Genomic DNA, 18,458 nt, shown 5'->3' on the forward strand with positions numbered 1-18,458 from the left:
GACCTCACTGCGCCCGGCGTGATGGCATCGCAGTTCGGATTGAACCTGTCCCAGCTGGCCAGCCGTCGCTACGTTCACACGCAGCGCATCGCTGCGCTGGTACACGCGCTTGCCGAGCCGGATGGCGCGCCTCGGTTCGACGGCGTGCTCTACCCTTCCCGCAACAACCACCCGGCCCCGTGCGCCGCCCTGTTCGACCGTGCAGACGCGAAGCTCTTCCTCGTCGACGACATCGCGTTGCGCGACCACGTCGACTGGCCGAGCTTTCTCTCCAAGTACCAAGTCGTCGTGCTGCCTGCTTGACGCCAGCACGCATCAACAGCAGGGCCTTTACCTACTCGGCCATAGCCAGTGCTCCGTCGCGCATCAAGGAGGCGTCGCGCGCCGCCTCACGACGCCGACGGTCAGCCAAGGCGAGCTGGTCGATCTGGTCGGCCAGGTATTGCAGCGCCCTGCGCCTCTCTGACTCGAGCTCGTGGTGGTGGTAGGCCGCTGCCGTCTGGCTTTTCTCGGTGTGGGCAAGCAACAACTCGACCACGTCCCGACCAAAACCATGCTCGCGCAGCAACGTCGCCGCAGTGCCTCGCGTGCCATGGGGGCTGAACTCTTCGACGCCGAAGTCGAGCCGCTTGAAGAAGTGGTTGAGCGTGCAGTCGACGAGGGGCACCGTGGCTCTCTGCGTCGACGGGAACACGTAGGACCCTTCTCCTGTCTTCGCACGCAACAGCTTCAGCAACTCGATCGCCTGGGTGGCCAGGTAGACCCGATGGGGTCGGCGGCTCTTCATCCGCGCTGCAGGGATGTCCCACTGAGCCTTGGCGAGGTCGAACTCCGTCCAGCGGGCGCGGATCACTTCCGACTTCCGACACATCGTGTACATGAGGAACTGCGTCGCCGCGATCGTCACGAAGTGCGCGCCTTGTCGGGCGACGGAGTTCCAGAATGCACCCAACTCCTCTTCGTTGAGGTGCCGGTGATGCTGCGCTCGCGGCACGTCGATCACGCCACGCAGAGGCAATGCGGGGTTGGTCTCGACGATCAGCTTCTGGATGGCGTAGTTGTAGAGCTGCTGGATGATGATCCGCACGCCTTCCGCAGTGTTCGGCGTACTGCGGCGAGCTTCGAGGATTTCCAGCACGTGGCGTGGCTTAACTTCCTCGAGCGTCTTGTGGCCGATGGCGGGCCAGACGAAGCGTTCAAGGCGCGACAGGATCTGGGCCCGATAGCCCTCGGTGCGGGTGCTCAGGCGCTCCGTGACCCAGCGCTTCGAGAAGGCCTCGACATCGTCGCCGGAGCGTTTCGGCTGGACCCGTGCTTCCAGTTCCTCGCGTTCTTGCGCGACCTTCACGGCCGGATCTTGTCCCCGCTCGACGAGTTGCCGCAGTTCGAAGTGCCGGTCTCGAGCATCAGCAACGCCGATCTCGGGGTAGCGCCCGATGCGCACGTCTCCGGCCGCGCCGCCCAACATGTAGCGGAAGCGCCAGGTCTTGATGCCGCTGGGCATCACCTGCACGTACAGCCCACCGCCGTCGGTGAGCTTGTAGGGCCGCGCCTTGCCCTTGGCGTTGTTGATTCGGGTGGGTGTGAGCGTGTAGTTCAGGTGTCTCATGAGGTCCTCGTTTCAGGGTCTCTGGCCGTTCCCCGTTTGTGGGAAATTTGCAGGAAAACGGGGGCGCCGTTTCCTTGCTATATCCCAATTCCACGGAGGATTTCGCGGTCAGGCTTGAGACGCTCTGAAACGACAAGGCCCCGATTTCTCCAATGAAATCAGGGCCTTGCGGGACGTCATGCGACGTCTTGGGACGGGCTCACATGTGCTCGATCATCACCTGCCCGAAGCCCGAGCAGCTGACCTGGGTGGCGCCCTCGAGCAGGCGGGCGAAGTCGTAGGTGACCTTCTTCGACAGGATCGCCTTCTCCATCGAGCTGATGACCAGGTCGGCGGCGTCGGTCCAGCCCATGTGGCGCAGCATCATCTCGGCCGACAGGATCTCCGAGCCCGGGTTGACGTAGTCCTTGCCGGCGTACTTGGGCGCCGTGCCGTGGGTGGCTTCGAACATCGCCACCGAGTCCGACAGGTTCGCGCCCGGCGCGATGCCGATGCCGCCCACCTGGGCCGCGAGGGCGTCGGACACGTAGTCACCGTTCAGGTTGAGCGTCGCGATCACCGAGTACTCGGCCGGGCGCAGCAGGATCTGCTGCAGGAAGGCGTCGGCGATCGAATCCTTGACCGTGATCTCCTTGCCGGTCTTCGGGTTCTTGAACTTGCACCACGGGCCGCCGTCGATCGGCTGGGCGCCGAATTCCTTCTGCGCCAGCGCATACGCCCAGTCGCGGAAGCCCCCTTCGGTGAACTTCATGATGTTGCCCTTGTGAACGATGGTCACGCTGGGCTTGTCGTTGTCGATCGCGTACTGGATGGCCTTGCGCACCAGGCGCTCGGTGCCCTCGCGGCTGACCGGCTTGACACCGATGCCCGAGGTGTTGGGGAAGCGGATCTTCTTGACGCCGAAGTCGTCCTGAAGGATCTTGATCAGCCTCTTGGCCTTCTCGCTCTCGGCCTCGAACTCGATGCCGGCGTAGATGTCCTCGGAGTTCTCGCGGAAGATGACCATGTCGGTCTTCTCGGGCTCCTTGACGGGGCTGGGCACGCCCTTGAAGTAGCGCACCGGGCGCAGGCAGACGTAGAGGTCGAGTTCCTGGCGCAGTGCCACGTTCAGCGAGCGGATGCCGCCACCGACCGGCGTCGTCAGCGGGCCCTTGATCGACACGACGTAGTCCTTCAGGACCTTCAGCGTCTCCTCGGGCAGCCAGACGTCCGGGCCGTAGACCTGCGTCGACTTCTCTCCGGCGTAGATCTCCATCCAGTGGATCTTCTTCTTGCCGCCGTAGCTCTTCTCGACCGCTGCGTCGACGACCTTGATCATCACCGGCGTGATGTCGAAGCCGGTGCCGTCGCCCTCGATGTACGGAATGATCGGCTCGTCGGGGACGTTGAGCGAATAGTCGGCATTGACGGTGATCTTCTGGCCACCGGCGGGCACCTTGATGTGCTGGTACATGGGGTCGTGTCTCCGTGCGAGGAAGGCGGGACGAGGATGGAAGCGAAGCGTCGGGAATTCTAGGCGACGCCTGCAATCGGCAGGGGCCTGTCGACACGACGCCGTGCGGTCAGCGGGCGCCTGGGAGGCTGCGTTAAATTGACGGCTCCACTGCTGGATCACGCATGCATCGCAAGTCGTCGTCGTGGCTCGTCGCCGGCCTCCTGCTCCTGAGCGCCCTGCCCGGCCTCGCCCAGTCCGGGCCCCAGAAGCTGCCGGCGCTGCGCCTGAGCGCCGGCATCCACCAGATCCAGGCCGAGGTCGCACGCACCCCGGAGCAGCGGGCGATCGGCCTGATGAGCCGGCCGGCCCTGGGGAGCAACGAAGGCATGCTGTTCGTCTTCGACGAGCCGGCGCCGCAATGCTTCTGGATGAAGAACACGCTCATCCCGCTGTCGATCGCCTTCGTCGCCGACGACGGCACGATCCTCCAGATCGCCGACATGCCGCCCCAGACGCTCGAGTCGACCTGCTCGACCCGGCCGGTGCGCCTGGTCCTCGAGATGAACAAGGGCTGGTTCGCTCAGCGCAACCTCAAGGCCGGCAGCAAGCTGAGCGGCTCGCCGTTCCGCCCCTGAGGCGCGGCCGGCCGGTCAGCCGAAGTTGGCGGTCGCGAAGTCCCAGTTGACCAGCGTGTCGAAGTAGGCTTCGACGAACTTCGGTCGCGCGTTGCGGTAGTCGATGTAGTAGGCGTGCTCCCAGACGTCGATCGTCAGCAGCGGCCGGTCGCTGCCGGTGAGCGGCGTCGCGGCGTTGGCGGTGTTGACGATGTCGAGGCTGCCGTCGGCCTTCTTCACCAGCCAGGTCCAGCCGGATCCGAAGTTGCCGATGGCGCTCTTGGTGAAGGCTTCGCGGAAGGCCGCGTAGCTGCCCCACTTCGCGTCGATCGCCTGGGCCAGGGCGCCGGCCGGCTTGCCGCCGCCCGAGGGCTTCAAGCTGTGCCAGAAGAAGGTGTGGTTCCAGATCTGCGCGGCGTTGTTGAAGATCGCGCCGCTGGACTTGCGGACGATCTCCTCGAGCGAGAGCGGCTCGAACTCCGTGCCCTTGATCAGGTTGTTCAGGTTGGTGACGTAGGCCTGATGGTGCTTGCCGTAGTGGAACTCGAAGGTCTCCTTCGACATGGCGGGCGCGAGGGCATCGGTCGCATAGGGCAAGGCGGGCAGCTGGTGTTCCATGGGTGGCGCGGGCTTCCTGAGGATGATGGCGAGCAAGCTCGCCAGGGGGTGTTCGATATAGTCTATGGGACATCGAACAACCCCGGAGGGACGAGGCATGGGCGCGATATTTCAATCACTCGGGCGCACGCTGGCGGCAGGTCTGGTGCTGCTGGTGGTCATCGTCCTGCTGGCCGGCAACGTGCAGTTCAGTCATGCCTGGGGCGCGTTCGTGATGCGCTGGCTGCACGTGATCTCGGGCGTGATGTGGATCGGGCTGCTGTGGTACTTCAACTTCGTGCAGATCCCCTCGATGCCGAAGATTCCCGACGAGCAGAAGCCGGCGATCAGCAAGGTGATCGCGCCGACGGCCTTGTTCTGGTTCCGCTACGGCGCGCTGGCGACGGTCGTCACCGGCTTGCTGCTGGCCTGGATGAACGGCTACATCGCCAGCGCGCTGGCGGTGCAGAAGCCCTTCGTCGCGATCGGCATCGGCATGTGGCTGGCGCTGATCATGGCCTTCAACGTCTGGTTCATCATCTGGCCGAACCAGAAGAAGGCGCTCGGCATCGTCACCGTGACGCCCGAGGAGAAGGCCAAGGCCGGCCGGCTGGCGATGCTGACCTCGCGCGCCAACACGATGCTGTCGCTGCCGATGCTGTACTGCATGGTGGCGCAGCAGAACGCCGGGCTCTGAGCTGCCGCGATCGGCCGAACGAACCGGGCTTCGCACCCGGTTTCTTCATTCCGGCAGCAGCCGGTCGATGCGCAGCGCGGCCCGGCCGCGTGCCAGCGTGAGCCGCAGGTCCTGGCCGGGCTGCAGTTGTCCGGGCTCGACGACCAGATCGCCCTGCTCGGTCTCGACCAGCGCATAGCCTCGGCCGACGACCCGCGCCGGGTCCAGGGCCTCCAGCCGCGTCTGGAGCGTCTGCAGCGCATGCCCGAGCCGCTCGCGCCGCAGGCGCACCGCATGGGCCAGCGCCAGGCCGGCACGCTGCTCCGACGTGCGCCCGAGCCGCACGCTGGCCCGGGCGCCATGCGCCAGGCGCTGCGCCAGCGACTCGATCCGGCTGCGTTGCCGCATCAGGCGCTCGGCCGGCCGCCCCAGGCCCAGCCCCAGGCGGTCCAGGCGCTGGGCCTGTGACTGCAGGCTGCGCTCGACGCGCGCGCGCATCGCCCCGGCCAACTGCGCCAGCCCCTTGAGCAGGTCTTCGCGTGACGCGGCCGCCAGCTCGGCGGCGGCCGTCGGCGTCGGTGCGCGCAGGTCCGCCGCGAAGTCCACCAGCGTCACGTCGGTCTCGTGCCCGATGCCGGCGATCACCGCGATGGTGCTGGCCGCGACGGCGCGCACCACCACGGCTTCGTTGAAGGCCCAGAGGTCCTCGAGGGAGCCACCGCCGCGGCACAGCAGCAGCGTGTCGGCCTGCGCATGGCGGCCGGCCACCTCGATCGCCTGCGCCAGCGCCGACGGCGCGTCGGCGCCCTGGACCGGACTCGGGTAGACGATCACGCGGACCTGCGGTGCGCGCCGTTGCAGGGCCGTCAGCACGTCGTGCAAGGCCGCGCCAGCCAGCGAAGTCACGACGCCGACGCAGCGCGGCTGCCGGACGATCGCCCGCTTGCGGTCCGCGTCGAACAACCCCTCCGCCTCGAGCTGGGCCTTGAGCCGCAGGAAGCGCTCGTACAGGGCACCGGCACCGGCCCGCTGCATGCTCTCGACGATGAACTGCAGCTCGCCGCGCGGCTCGTAGACGGCCAGGCGGCCGCGCAGCTCGACGAGATCGCCCTCGCCCGGCGCGAACGCCAGCAGGCCGGCAGCGCGACGGAACATCGCGCAACGCAGTGCAGCGCTGCCCGTGGCGTCCTTCAGCGTGAAGTAGCAGTGCCCGCTGGCGGCCCGCGTGAAACCGGCCACTTCGCCACGCACCGCGACAGCGCCGAAGCGCGCCGCCAGCGCGTCGGCCACCGCGTTCACGAGGCCCGCGACCTCCCACACGCGCGGCCCGCCGGAGCCACCGGCGCGCATCGCTTCAGCGTCGCTCATCGACCCGCCGATCGCGCCCCAGGCCCCTCGATATGCGGGCCCGGAACTCCACAACCGCGCCAGATAAGGCCTGGCGAGCCCATGCCGGTGTCATCGGCCTGTCAAAGTCATGCAAGCCATTGATATGCAAAGATTTTTTTATGCTCATTGTTTGAGCAATCTGTTCGCGGCCTTGATTGGCGGGCTTTGCGGCAGGTGCACAGCGCAGTTGCCCACAAAGTTGTCCACAACAACGGTGGACGATTGCCGGCGGCATCCTCTCTCACGCCGTCACCGACGTCCGGCGTGGCGGCCGTGAGCCCGGAGCCATAATCGCCGCGACCCGAATCTGGAGAACGTCGTTGCTTTCGATCATACAAGCGGCCGGCTGGCCGATCTGGCCGCTGATCCTGTGCTCCATCGTCGCGATGGCACTGGTGATCGAGCGCTTCAGCAGCCTGCGGGCCGCCCGCGTGGTGCCACCCCGGCTGCTCGACGAGGTGATCTCGGTCAGCAGCAAGAGCCTGCCGGCGCCCGAGGTCGTCAACAAGCTGTCCGCGAACTCGGTGCTCGGCCACGTGCTCGCCAGCGGATTGCGCGCGGTCATCGCTGACCCGCGCATCACCGAGGAAGGCCTGCGAATCGCCTTCGAGACCGCGGGCCGCGCGGCGGTCCATCGCCTGGAGCGCTACCTGAACGCGCTCGGCACGATCGCCGCCGCCGCGCCGCTGCTCGGCCTGCTGGGCACGGTGATCGGCATGATCGAGATCTTCGGCTCGCAGGCCCCGACGACCACCGCCGGCGTCGGCGGCAATCCGGAGCAACTGGCCCACGGCATCTCCATCGCGCTCTACAACACCGCGTTCGGGCTGATCGTCGCCATCCCGTCGTTGATGTTCTACCGCTACTTCCGCGGCCGCATCGACGAGTACACGATCGACCTGGAGCAAGCCTCCGAACGGATGATGCCGCACCTGCTGCGCTTCGCCGTGCGGCAGTCCTGACGTCACCGACCACGCACGGGATCGCGCCATGACGATGAACTTCCACCATCGCCGCAGCGAGGAGCCGGAGATCAACCTGATCCCCTTCATCGACGTGCTGCTGGTGATCCTGATCTTCCTGATGCTGTCGACGACGTACTCGAAGTTCACGGAGCTCAAGCTGACGCTCCCCATCGCCGATGCACAGCGCGCCCGCGACTACCCGAAGGAGATCGTCATCGGCGTGGCCGGCGACGGCCGCTACACCGTGAACCGCCAGCCCCTGGCGGGCCGCGACCTGACGACACTGACGGCCGCACTGCGCACCGCCGCCGGCGGCGACACCGAGCGGATGCTGATCATCTCGGCCGATGCCAACGCCGCCCACCAGAGCGTGATCAACGTGATGGACGCGGCGCGGCGCGCCGGCCTGGCGCAGATCAGCTTCGCCACCCAGGCCAGTCGCAGCGGCGGCGCCGACGGCGAGACGCGTTGAGCGCGCCCGGCCCGGCATGCCGGCTCGCGCCAGGCTCGAAGCACTGCTGACCCGGGCCTGGCTGGCACGCGGCGCGCTGGCGTGCCTGCTGTGGCCGCTGTCCGTCGTCTACGGCACCGTGATCGGTCTGCGTCGCCTGGCCTACCGCTCGGGATGGCTGCGCACCGAGCGCGTCGGTCGCCCGGTCGTGGTGATCGGCAACCGCATCGCGGGCGGGGCCGGCAAGACGCCGACGGTGGTCGCGCTGGCGCTGCACCTGCAGTCGCGCGGCTGGCGCCCCGGCGTGGTCTCGCGCGGACACGGCCGCTCGGCCCGCCAGGTGCAGCACGTCGACGCCGGGGCGGCGGCCCTGGCCGTCGGCGACGAGCCCCTGCTGCTGCGCCTGCGCACCGGCGTGCCGGTGGTCGTGGGCCGCGATCGCATCGCGGCCGCCCGCAGCCTGCTCGCCGCGCACCCCGAGGTCGACGTGCTGCTCGCCGACGACGGCTTGCAGCACCTGCGTCTGGCACGCGACATCGAAGTACTGGTGTTCGACGCCCGGGGCGCGGGCAACGGCTGGCTGCTGCCGGCCGGGCCGCTGCGCGAGCCGGTCGACGCACCGGCGGCGGGCCGCCGGATCGTCCTCTACAACGCCGCGGCGCCGAGCACGCCGCTGTCCGGCTTCACCGCGCGGCGTGAACTGGCCGGTGCGGTCGAGTTGTCGGCCTGGTGGCGTGGCGAAGCGGCAGACGCCGCGACGTGGTCGTCGCTGCGGCATCGCCCGGTGGTGGCCTGTGCCGGCATTGCGCAGCCGCAGCGCTTCTTCGAGCAGCTGCGTGCGCACGGCCTGACGATCAGCGAGCTGGCACTCCCCGATCACGAGCCCTACGCCGACCTGCCCTGGCCCACGCAGGCCCCCGACGTCGTCATCACCGAGAAAGACGCCGTCAAGCTGCAGCCGCAGCGTATGGCACGCGAGCGTCCCGGCACGCGCGTCTGGGTCGCGCCGCTAGACTTCGGACCCGAGCCGGGCTTCTTCGATGCACTCGACGAAGCCCTCGCGACCCTGACGCCCCGCACCGCAGCCCCCACCACGCCATGAGCACGATGGACACCCGATTGATGGCCTTGCTGGTGTGCCCGATCTGCAAGGGCCCGCTGACGCACGACCACGAGGCGCACGAGCTCCATTGCGCCGCCGACCGGCTGGCGTTTCCGATCCACGACGGCATCGCCGTGATGCTGGAGGCCGAGGCCCGGGCGATCGAGGATCCGGCGTCGCAACCGCCGCCGCTCGCCGAATGAGCTTCACCGTGCTGGTGCCGGCCCGGCTGGCGTCGACGCGCCTGCCGGACAAGCCGCTCGCCGACATCGCCGGGCTGCCGATGGTGGTGCGCGTCGCGCATCGCGCGGCCGCCAGCACCGCGCGGGCGGTGGTCGTCGCGGCCGACCACGCGCGCACCGTCGAAGCCTGCCGCCAGCATGGCGTGCGCGCCCTGCTGACGCGCAGCGACCACGCGACCGGCAGCGACCGGCTGGCCGAGGCCTGCACGCTGCTCGGTCTGGCCGACGACGAGATCGTCGTCAACGTGCAGGGCGACGAACCGCTGATCGAGCCCGCGCTGATCGACGCCTGCGCCGCGTTGCTGGCCGAGCGACCGGAGTGCGTGATGAGCACGGCGGCCCATGCGATCGACGACGCGGCCGAGTTCGTCAGCCCGAACGTCGTCAAGGTGGTCTGCGACGGCCAGGGGCGTGCACTGAGCTTCTCGCGCGCGCCGATCCCCTGGTGGCGCGACGGCTACGCCGGCGGCGTCGACCGGCTGAGCGAGCCGCCGCCGCTGCGCCACATCGGCCTGTACGCCTACCGCGCCGGTTTCCTGCGCCGCTACCCGACGCTGCCACCCAGCCCGATCGAGGCGATCGAATCCCTGGAGCAGTTGCGCGTGCTGTGGCACGGCGAACGCATCGCGGTGCACGTCAGTGCGCTGCGCCCCGGACCCGGCGTCGACACGCCGCAGGATCTGGAGCGCGTGCGCGCGCTGTTCGCAGCCGCCTGAAGCGCGGCCGCGGCACTGCGGCAGTCAGGCTGCAGCAAGGCTGCGTGTTATTCTCGATTCGACCCCAGAAGACGCGCGGCTCGCCGCGCCCCAAGACCGCGAGACAAGCCGCGTCCTGCCCCGTGCGGACCCGCGCGAAGAGCACTGCACGAGGACCCGCAATGAGACTGATCCTGTTGGGCGCGCCCGGCGCCGGCAAGGGAACCCAGGCCGCCTTCATCTGCAAGAAGTTCGGCATCCCGCAGATCTCGACCGGGGACATGCTGCGCGCCGCCGTGAAGGCCGGGACGCCGCTCGGCATCGAAGCCAAGAAGGTGATGGACAGCGGCGGTCTCGTCAGCGACGACATCATCATCGGGCTGGTCAAGGAACGACTCGCGCAGCCCGACTGCGCCCAGGGCTTCCTGTTCGACGGCTTCCCGCGCACCCTCCCGCAGGCCGACGCCATGAAGGCGGCCGGCGTCAAGCTCGACGTCGTGCTCGAGATCGACGTCCCCGACGCGGCCATCGTCGAGCGCATGAGCGGCCGGCGCGTGCACGTCGCCTCGGGCCGCACCTACCACGTCAAGTTCAATCCGCCCAAGGCCGAAGGCCTGGACGACGTCACCGGCGAGCCGCTGATCCAGCGCGACGACGACAAGGAGGCGACCGTGCTCAAGCGCCTGCAGGTCTACCAGAGCCAGACGCGTCCGCTGGTCGACTACTACGCCGCCTGGGCCGCGACCGGCGATGCCGGCGCGCCGCGCTATCGCAAGATCGCCGGCACCGGCAGCGTCGACGAGATCACCGCGCGCGCGCTGGCTGCCCTGGGCTGAGCCCGCGCGCACCGAGTGCGGCCGCTGCGGCGGCCGCTCTTCATTCGATCCCACCGAATCACCGAAGGAGCGCTCCATGGACATCGCAGGCAAGGTCTTCATCGTCACCGGCGGCGCCTCGGGCCTGGGCGAAGGCACGGCGCGCATGCTGGCGCGCGAGGGCGGCAAGGTCGTCGTCGCCGACCTGCAGGCCGACAAGGGCGAGCAGGTCGCCAGGGAGATCGGTGGCGCCTTCGTGCGCTGCGACGTGTCGGCCGAGGCCGACGGCCAGGCCGCGGTCGCCCGGGCCGTGTCGCTGGGCAAGCTGATGGGCCTGGTCAACTGCGCGGGCATCGCACCGGCCGTCAAGACCGTCGGCAAGGAAGGTGCGCATCCGCTGGCGGTGTTCGCGAAGACCATCACCGTCAACCTCGTCGGCAGCTTCAACATGATCCGTCTCGCCGCCGAGGCGATGACCAAGAACGATCCCGAGCCCACCGGCGAGCGCGGCGTGATGATCTCGACCGCCTCGGTCGCCGCCTACGACGGCCAGATCGGCCAGGCCGCCTACGCGGCCAGCAAGGGCGGCGTGGTCGGCATGACCTTGCCGATCGCGCGCGACCTGGCGCGCAACGGCATCCGCAACATGACGATCGCGCCGGGCATCTTCGGCACGCCGATGCTCTTCGGCATGCCGCAGGAGGTGCAGGACGCGCTGGCCGCGAGCGTGCCCTTCCCGTCGCGCCTGGGCACGCCGGCCGACTACGCCAAGCTCGTGCACCAGATCGTCACCAACGACATGCTCAACGGCGAGGTGATCCGCCTGGACGGCGCGATCCGGCTGGCGCCGCGCTGAGCGCCACCGCCGCGGCACGCCGGAGGAGCCGCAGGAGATGAAGCCGCGGTCCCGGGTCGCCTGGAGCGGCCTCGCGCTGGCGCTGCTGGCGGCGTGCGCATCGACGCCGCCGCACGAGTCTCTGCGTGACCCGGCGCTGCAACCCGAACTCGCGACCACGAGCCGCGACAAGCCACTGCAGCGCTTCGCCCGCGAGGCGGTCGTTGCTGCCCATCCGCTGGCCGCCGAGGCGGGCGCGCAGATGCTGCGAGAGGGCGGCTCGGCGCTCGACGCGGCGATCGCCGCGCAATGGGTGCTGGGTCTCGTCGAGCCGCAGTCCAGCGGCATCGGCGGCGGCGGCTTCCTGCTGCACTGGGACGGGCAGCGCGTCCAGGCCTACGACGGCCGCGAGACGGCGCCCGCGGCAGCCGACGAGCAGCTGCTGCTCGACGCGGCCGGCACGCCGCTGCCCTTCGAGGCCGCGGCCACGGGCGGGCGCGCGGTCGGCGTGCCGGGACTGGTCGCGATGCTCGAACTCGCCCACGCCAGGCACGGCCGCCTGCCCTGGGCTCGCCTGTTCGAGCCGGCGATCGCGCTGGCCGAGAGCGGCTTCCCCGTCGGCGCCCGATTGCACGCCCTGCTGCAGTCCGAAGCGAGCCTGCAGCGCGACCCGGTCGCGCGGCGCTTCTACTACCGTGACGACGGCAGTCCCGTGCCAAGCGGCAGCCTGCTGCGCAACCCGGACTATGCGGCCGCCTTGCGTCTGATCGCCACGCGAGGCGCGCAGGCGCTGCGGTCCGGACCGCTGGCCGATGCGATCGTGGCTGCGGCGCGCGGGCACGCCGGCAACCCCGGGCGACTGGCGGCGGCCGACCTGGCCGGCTACCGGGCGCTCGAGCGCGAGCCGCTGTGTCACGAATGGCGCCGCTGGCGGCTGTGCGGGATGCCGCCGCCCTCTTCGGGCGCGCTGGTGCTCGCCCAGGTGCTGGCCCTGCTCGACCGCACGACCGCCGACGGCCCCCCGGTCGAGGCCGGCCTGCCGAGCGCCGACTTCCTGCACCGCTACAGCGAGGCCGCCCGGCTGGCCTACGCCGATCGCAACCAGCACATCGCCGACCCGGCCTTCGTCGCAGCGCCAGGCGGGCGCTGGGAGCGCCTGCTGGCGCCCGACTACCTCGACGCCCGCGGCCGACTGATCGCCCAGCGCTCGATGGGCCAGGCCGCGCCCGGCGATCCTGCCGCGGCAGCCGCCGCCGGCCGTGCCGCAGCCGTTGCCGAGAGTCCCGAGCTTCCCGCCACGACCCACCTGTCGATCGTCGACGCCGAGGGCCGCGCCGTGGCGCTGACCAGCAGCATCGAGGCGCAGTTCGGCGCGCGCGTGATGGTCAACCTGGGTGCGGGCGTCGCCGGCGGCTTCCTGCTGAACAACCAGCTGACCGACTTCAGCTTCGCACCACGGACCGCCGGTGGCGCGCCGATCGCCAATCGCGTCCAGCCCGGCAAGCGACCGCGCTCGAGCATGGCCCCGACGCTGGTCTTCGAGCGTGCCGGCGGGCGCCTGGTGATGGTGGCCGGTTCGCCGGGCGGCGCGCCGATCCCGCTCTACGTCGCCAAGACCGCGTGGGCCGTGCTGGACCGGGGCTTCGACCCGCAGGGCGCCGTCACGCTGCCCAACTTCGGCTCCGTCAACGGACCCACGCTGCTCGAGTCCGGCCGCTTCGGCGCCGCGACCCGCGCCGCCCTGGAGGCGCGTGGCCACGTGCTGCGCGATGCGCCGCTGACCAGTGGCAGCCACGTGCTCTGGTGGGACGGCAGCGGCTGGCAGGCCGGCGCCGATCCGCGGCGCGACGGCGCGGCGGCCGGACGCTGACGCGCCTCAGTCGAGGTCGAAGCCGAGCTCGACCGCCGCTTCGCGCGGCTCGCGCACCGGCTTGAACCGCCACTGCCCGACCGCGGCCAGCACCGGCTTGTTCAGGCGCGGGTGCGTCGACCTGAGGACCGACGGCTCGGCGACCGTGCCGTCGGCCTGCACCTTGAATCTCACCTGCACGCTGCCCTTGCGCATGTCCAGCATCACCGCGCGCGGAAACGAGGGCGGGATCTGCTGCAGCAGTTCGAGCGCCTCGTCGGCCTCGGCCTCGGTGTCGGCCGGCGCTGGCTCCGGCAGAGGCAGCGGGATCGCACCGGGCGCCGGTTGCAGGGCGGCGACCGCCGCCGGTGCCGGCGCCGCAGGCGTCGGCTCGGCCACCGGAACGGGCAGCGTCGCGGTCGGCACCGGCGCTTCGGCAGCTACGGCCGGCTTGGGTGAACCCGGCGCCGGCCGGGATGGGCGCGCGGCTGCGGCGGCCGGAGCCGCCCCGGCCGAGCCTGTTCCATCGCGGGCCCTGCGCGGCTTGTCGCTCTGCAGAAGGATCCACTGGAAGGGCTTCTCGGCGTCGCGCTTCACGCGCTCGCTGGGTGCGCTGGCCGGTTCGGCCGGCGCCGGCGCCTGGCCCCAGGCCGCCGCGGCACACACCCCGCCGCCCAGGACGACCAGCAGCCGCCGTGCCGCATCGCGCGCCACCCGGCGGTCGAACACATCTCGATCCATGCTTCCTTCCCCGACACTGGCAGGCCACCGATCGGTGGCCCGTCGACTGGACCGCGATCCGCCCGGTGGGGCGGATTCGGCCGGCCTGGGTCGCGATGTGCTGCAACCACCAAAAGTCTAGCGATCCGCAGCGTGAGCACGAGGCGTGCCGCACCCGGCGTGACGGGCGGCAACGGGCTTTCGTGACGGCCTGCACGTCGGGCGGCCGGCGCGCCTTCTATAGACTCGGCGCGTGATCCCTCCCGCCTTCATCCAGGACCTGCTGGCGCGCACCGACGTGGCCGAGATCGTCGGCCGCCACGTCCAGCTGAAGAAGGCCGGCATCAACTACAAGGGCCTGTGCCCCTTCCACGGCGAGAAGTCGCCGAGCTTCATCGTCAGCCCCTCGCGCCAGACCTACCACTGCTTCGGCTGCGGGGTCCACGGCAATGCCATCGGCTTCCTGATGGAGCACGGCGGCCTCGGCTTCATGGACGCCGTGCGCGACCTGGCCCAGCAGGCCGGCCTGACGGTTCCCGAGGACGACCGCAGCCCCGAGGAACGCGAGCAGGCCCGTGTCGCCAAGGAGCGCCAGGCGACGCTGACCGACGTGCTGGCCAAGGCCGGCGACCACTGGCGCAAGCAGCTCAAGGGCAACGACCGGGCCGTCGCCTATCTCAAGGGGCGAGGCCTGACCGGCGAGATCGCCGCCCGCTTCGGGCTCGGCTACGCGCCCGAGGGCTGGCGCGGCCTGGCGAGCGTGTTCCCGCGCTACGACGATCCGCTGCTGACCGAGGCCGGGCTGGTCATCGTCCAGGGCGACGAGGGCCCGGAGCAGAAGCGCTACGACCGCTTCCGCGACCGCATCATGTTCCCGATCCGCTCGGTGCAGGGCGACGTCATCGGTTTCGGTGGCCGGGTGCTCGACCAGGGCGAGCCCAAGTACCTGAATTCGCCGGAGACGCCGGTGTTCGTCAAGGGCCGCGAGCTCTACGGCCTGCACGAGGCACGGCACGCGCTGCGCGAGCGCGGTTACGCCCTGGTGGTCGAGGGCTACATGGACGTGGTGGCGCTGGCCCAGCTGGGCTTCCCCAACGCCGTGGCCACGCTCGGCACGGCCTGCACCGCCGAGCACGTGCACAAGCTGCTGCGCTTCACCGACCGCATCGTCTTCAGCTTCGACGGCGACGCCGCCGGTCGTCGCGCGGCCGGGCGGGCGCTGGAGGCCGCGCTGCCCCATGCCACCGACACCCGCAGCATCAAGTTCCTGTTCCTGCCGACCGAGCACGATCCGGACTCCTACGTCCGCGAACGTGGCGCCGCCGCCTTCGAGACCTGCGTCGAGCAGGCGGTGCCGCTGTCGCGGCAGCTCGTCGAGGCGGCACGCGAGGGTTGCGAACTGGACAGCGCCGAAGGCCGCGCCCGGCTGCTGGCCAACGCCAGACCGCTCTGGCAGGCCTTGCCCGATGGCGCCCTGAAGCGGCAGCTGCTGGTCGACCTGGCGAGCGAAGGACACCTGCCGACACCCGAGCTGGCCACGCTGTGGGGCACGCCAGCCCCGGCGCGCGGCGCGCCGCCGCCGTCGAGGGCGGCACCATCACGGCGGCCCCCGAGGGTGGTGATGCGCCGGCCCGAGGACCACGTGGCCCGGCTGCTGCTGCTGAACAGCGTCTGGTGGAGCCAGCTCAGCGATGCCGAGCACACGCTGCTGTGCGAGCGCCCGGGCTGGCATGGCGAGCTGTTCCGCTGGCTGGACAGCCAGCTGCACGACCTCGGCCCGCAGCCCTGGTCGGCCTGGCGCGAGCCCGTCGGTTCGCAGGAATGGGGACCGCTGGCCGTCCAACTGGTCGAGACGATGGACCTGGAGGTCGAACCGCTGCTCGAGGACCTGCGTTCGGCGGTCACGCAGGTCGGCGCCGCCGACCCGCGGCAGGCGGCCGAGCGCGTCCTGGGTCGTCTCTAGCCGCGACTTTGACCTGCGGGGCCTCTTCGCAGATAATCTCGTGTTCGTCAGATCGGCAAGAGTGAGCGCAGCACCTCCGGGCCCCGGCCACCCTAGAAAAGGGTTCACAGGCCACCCTTACCCGCCAGGGCTGCACCTTCCGGACCCTCACGCGAGCTTGCCCGCCGACGCCACCGCGGCCCTCCCCTTGTACGGGACGGCAACGGCCCGACCTGCATTTCCACGGGATCCCGCCGGATCCGTGGGGTCGCGGGTCGGTTGAACGCGTTCGGCCTTCGGCCCCCGAGACACCCATCCTCCGAGGAATCGCATGACCGCGAAGAAGAGCGCTCCCGCCCCGGCGAGCAAGTCCGCCAAGCCGGCCGCCACCGCCAAGAAGCCGGCAGGCAAGCCTGCTGACGTCGAGCTGAAGAAGGCCAAGGCCGCCGCTGCGCCGGCCAAGGGTGCCGCCGCGAAGGCGCCGGCCAAGCCCGCTGCCAAGCCGCCGGCGAAGACCGCGGTCGTCGAGGCCCAGAAGGGCAAGCCGGGCCGCAAGCCCAAGGCAGGCGCCAAGCCGGCCGCGCCGGAGATCGAGGAAGACCTGAGCGACATCGAGGCCGACCTCGAAGGCGAGGTCGAGACCAGCACCGAGGAGACCGCCAAGGCCAAGCCGCTGCGGATGAAGGTCTCGCGCGCCAAGGAACGCGCGCTGATGCGCGAGTTCGGCCTGGACGAGACGCAGCTGACCGAGGACGAGGTCGCCAAGCGCCGCCAGGAGCTGAAGACGCTCATCAAGATGGGCAAGACCCGTGGTTTCCTGACGCACCAGGAGATCAACGACCACCTGCCCGAGAAGCTCGTCGAGGCCGAGATCCTCGAAGCCATCGTCTCGATGCTCAACGACATGGGCATCGCCGTCTACGAGCAGGCACCCGATGCGGCCACGCTGCTGATCGCCGGCGGTTCGACCGCGACATCGACCGACGAGGAGGCCGAGGAAGAGGCCGAGGCGGCGCTGTCGACCGTCGACTCCGAGTTCGGCCGCACCACCGACCCGGTGCGCATGTACATGCGCGAGATGGGCACGGTCGAGCTGCTGACGCGCGAGGGCGAGATCGAGATCGCCAAGCGCATCGAAGGCGGCCTGCAGGCCATGATGCTGGCGATCAGCGAGAGCCCGACCACGATCGCCGAGATCCTGGTGCTGGCCGACAAGATCGCCGCCGGCGAGATGCAGATCTCCGACGTGGTCGACGGCTTCGTCTCGAACGAGGAAGCCGACGACTACGTGGCCGAGGAAGACTTCGACGAGTTCGACGAGGAAGACGACGACGACGGCAACGGCGGCTCCAAGGCGCTGACCAAGAAGCTCGAGGAGCTGAAGGCCGCCGCGCTGATCCGCTTCGGCGAGCTGCGCACGCATTTCGAGCGCATGCGCAAGGCCTACGAGAAGGACGGCTACAAGTCGCCGGCCTACAACCGCGCGCAGATGGGCGTCAGCTCCGAGATCATGAGCCTGCGCTTCACGGTCAAGACGATCGAGCGGCTGTGCCAGATCCTGCGCTCGCAGGTCGACGACATCCGCCGCTACGAGCGCGAGCTGCGCAAGATCGTGGTCGACAAGTGCGGCATGCCGCAGGACCACTTCATCAAGACCTTCCCGCCCAACGCGCTGAACCTGAAGTGGGCCGAGCGCGAGGCGGCGGCCGGCAAGTCCTACAGCGTCGTGATGGCCCGCCACCTGCCGCCGATCCAGGACCTGCAGCAGAAGCTGATCGACATCCAGTCCAAGGCGGTCGTGCCGATCGAGGACCTGAAGCAGATCAACAAGAAGATGAACCAGGGCGAGAAGGCCTCGCGCGACGCGAAGAAGGAAATGATCGAGGCCAACCTGCGCCTCGTGATCTCGATCGCGAAGAAGTACACCAACCGCGGCCTGCAGTTCCTCGACCTGATCCAGGAAGGCAACATCGGCCTGATGAAGGCGGTGGACAAGTTCGAGTACCGCCGCGGCTACAAGTTCTCGACCTACGCGACCTGGTGGATCCGCCAGGCCATCACCCGCTCGATCGCCGACCAGGCGCGCACCATCCGCATCCCGGTGCACATGATCGAGACGATCAACAAGATGAACCGCCTGTCGCGCCAGCACCTGCAGGAGTTCGGCTTCGAGCCGGACGCCCCGACGCTGGCCGAGAAGATGGAGATGCCCGAGGACAAGATCCGCAAGATCATGAAGATCGCCAAGGAGCCGATCTCCATGGAGACGCCGATCGGCGACGACGACGACTCGCACCTGGGCGACTTCATCGAGGACACCAACAACACCGCGCCGATCGAGGCCGCGATGCAGGCGGGCCTGCGCGACGTGGTGAAGGACATCCTCGACTCCCTGACGCCGCGCGAGGCCAAGGTGCTGCGCATGCGCTTCGGCATCGAGATGTCGACCGACCACACGCTGGAAGAAGTCGGCAAGCAGTTCGACGTCACGCGCGAGCGCATCCGCCAGATCGAGGCCAAGG

18 protein-coding genes are annotated in these 18,458 nt (G+C 69.7%); 13 read left to right on the forward strand and 5 right to left on the reverse strand.

Annotated elements, in window-relative coordinates:
* On the forward strand, positions 1 to 303 hold a 303-nt coding region (locus tag QZV97_RS17565; RefSeq protein ID WP_295645519.1), incomplete at its 5' end, for an RES domain-containing protein.
* Between the two features lie 31 nt (positions 304 to 334).
* Here the strand turns inward: QZV97_RS17565 and QZV97_RS17570 are convergent.
* Together QZV97_RS17570 and icd are read right to left on the reverse strand one after the other, a co-directional pair.
* Positions 335 to 1,609, reverse strand: a complete 1,275-nt coding sequence (locus QZV97_RS17570) for a tyrosine-type recombinase/integrase (protein ID WP_295645522.1) — start codon at positions 1,607 to 1,609, stop codon at positions 335 to 337.
* A gap of 199 nt (positions 1,610 to 1,808) precedes the next feature.
* On the reverse strand, positions 1,809 to 3,062 hold the full coding sequence (icd, locus tag QZV97_RS17575) for an NADP-dependent isocitrate dehydrogenase (RefSeq protein ID WP_295645525.1): 1,254 nt from the start codon (positions 3,060 to 3,062) through the stop codon (positions 1,809 to 1,811).
* A gap of 164 nt (positions 3,063 to 3,226) precedes the next feature.
* On the opposite strand from icd, the gene QZV97_RS17580 reads away from it, so the two are divergent.
* Positions 3,227 to 3,679: a DUF192 domain-containing protein gene (locus tag QZV97_RS17580; RefSeq protein ID WP_295645528.1), complete on the forward strand. Its 453-nt coding sequence runs from the start codon at positions 3,227 to 3,229 to the stop codon at positions 3,677 to 3,679.
* A 15-nt stretch (positions 3,680 to 3,694) separates the two neighbouring features.
* On the opposite strand, the gene QZV97_RS17585 is transcribed toward QZV97_RS17580, so the two are convergent.
* A complete protein-coding gene (locus QZV97_RS17585) occupies positions 3,695 to 4,276 on the reverse strand; it encodes a Fe-Mn family superoxide dismutase (RefSeq protein WP_295645532.1) in 582 nt (193 codons plus the stop codon).
* Positions 4,277 to 4,373: 97 nt separating this feature from the next.
* On the opposite strand from QZV97_RS17585, the gene QZV97_RS17590 reads away from it, so the two are divergent.
* Positions 4,374 to 4,952 carry a urate hydroxylase PuuD gene (locus QZV97_RS17590; RefSeq protein ID WP_295645535.1) on the forward strand — a complete coding sequence of 193 codons (579 nt, stop codon included), beginning with the start codon at positions 4,374 to 4,376 and terminating at the stop codon, positions 4,950 to 4,952.
* Positions 4,953 to 4,997: 45 nt separating this feature from the next.
* Here the strand turns inward: QZV97_RS17590 and xseA are convergent, their stop codons facing one another.
* Positions 4,998 to 6,299 (reverse strand): exodeoxyribonuclease VII large subunit, encoded by a 1,302-nt coding sequence (gene xseA, locus QZV97_RS17595; RefSeq protein WP_295645539.1) that lies wholly within the window; start codon positions 6,297 to 6,299, stop codon positions 4,998 to 5,000.
* A gap of 341 nt (positions 6,300 to 6,640) precedes the next feature.
* Here xseA and QZV97_RS17600 point away from each other — a divergent pair, with 341 nt between their 5' ends.
* The 8 genes from QZV97_RS17600 to QZV97_RS17635 all read left to right on the forward strand — a co-directional run bounded on the left by QZV97_RS17600 (position 6,641) and on the right by QZV97_RS17635 (position 13,295).
* On the forward strand, positions 6,641 to 7,282 hold the full coding sequence (locus tag QZV97_RS17600; RefSeq protein ID WP_295645542.1) for a MotA/TolQ/ExbB proton channel family protein: 642 nt from the start codon (positions 6,641 to 6,643) through the stop codon (positions 7,280 to 7,282).
* Positions 7,283 to 7,316: 34 nt separating this feature from the next.
* Positions 7,317 to 7,757, forward strand: coding sequence for a biopolymer transporter ExbD (locus tag QZV97_RS17605; RefSeq protein ID WP_295645569.1), 441 nt, complete (start codon positions 7,317 to 7,319; stop codon positions 7,755 to 7,757).
* Between the two features lie 16 nt (positions 7,758 to 7,773).
* Complete coding sequence (gene lpxK, locus QZV97_RS17610; protein ID WP_295645545.1) at positions 7,774 to 8,838, forward strand: tetraacyldisaccharide 4'-kinase; 1,065 nt, start codon at positions 7,774 to 7,776, stop codon at positions 8,836 to 8,838.
* Positions 8,839 to 8,843: 5 nt separating this feature from the next.
* Complete coding sequence (locus tag QZV97_RS17615) at positions 8,844 to 9,041, forward strand: Trm112 family protein (protein WP_295645572.1); 198 nt, start codon at positions 8,844 to 8,846, stop codon at positions 9,039 to 9,041.
* Positions 9,038 to 9,796 carry a 3-deoxy-manno-octulosonate cytidylyltransferase gene (gene kdsB, locus QZV97_RS17620; protein WP_295645548.1) on the forward strand — a complete coding sequence of 253 codons (759 nt, stop codon included), beginning with the start codon at positions 9,038 to 9,040 and terminating at the stop codon, positions 9,794 to 9,796. Before QZV97_RS17615 ends, kdsB begins: the two co-directional genes overlap by 4 nt.
* A 161-nt stretch (positions 9,797 to 9,957) precedes the next feature.
* A complete protein-coding gene (gene adk, locus QZV97_RS17625; RefSeq protein WP_295645551.1) occupies positions 9,958 to 10,611 on the forward strand; it encodes an adenylate kinase in 654 nt (217 codons plus the stop codon).
* Positions 10,612 to 10,687: 76 nt separating this feature from the next.
* Positions 10,688 to 11,446: a 3-hydroxyacyl-CoA dehydrogenase gene (locus QZV97_RS17630; RefSeq protein WP_295645555.1), complete on the forward strand. Its 759-nt coding sequence runs from the start codon at positions 10,688 to 10,690 to the stop codon at positions 11,444 to 11,446.
* Between the two features lie 37 nt (positions 11,447 to 11,483).
* Positions 11,484 to 13,295 carry a gamma-glutamyltransferase family protein gene (locus QZV97_RS17635; protein WP_295645558.1) on the forward strand — a complete coding sequence of 604 codons (1,812 nt, stop codon included), beginning with the start codon at positions 11,484 to 11,486 and terminating at the stop codon, positions 13,293 to 13,295.
* A gap of 6 nt (positions 13,296 to 13,301) precedes the next feature.
* Here the strand turns inward: QZV97_RS17635 and QZV97_RS17640 are convergent, their stop codons facing one another.
* Positions 13,302 to 14,015 (reverse strand): TonB family protein, encoded by a 714-nt coding sequence (locus QZV97_RS17640; protein ID WP_295645561.1) that lies wholly within the window; start codon positions 14,013 to 14,015, stop codon positions 13,302 to 13,304.
* Between the two features lie 232 nt (positions 14,016 to 14,247).
* Here QZV97_RS17640 and dnaG point away from each other — a divergent pair, with 232 nt between their 5' ends.
* Together dnaG and rpoD are read left to right on the forward strand one after the other, a co-directional pair.
* The gene (gene dnaG / locus QZV97_RS17645; protein WP_295645564.1) at positions 14,248 to 15,957 is read left to right on the forward strand and encodes a DNA primase; all 1,710 of its coding nucleotides are present in this window, start codon (positions 14,248 to 14,250) and stop codon (positions 15,955 to 15,957) included.
* Between the two features lie 310 nt (positions 15,958 to 16,267).
* A partial coding sequence (gene rpoD, locus QZV97_RS17650; RefSeq protein ID WP_295645566.1) for an RNA polymerase sigma factor RpoD occupies positions 16,268 to 18,458 on the forward strand: 2,191 nt, incomplete at its 3' end.

The organism is uncultured Methylibium sp., from assembly GCF_902826655.1.
GTDB lineage: Bacteria > Pseudomonadota > Gammaproteobacteria > Burkholderiales > Burkholderiaceae_C > Methylibium.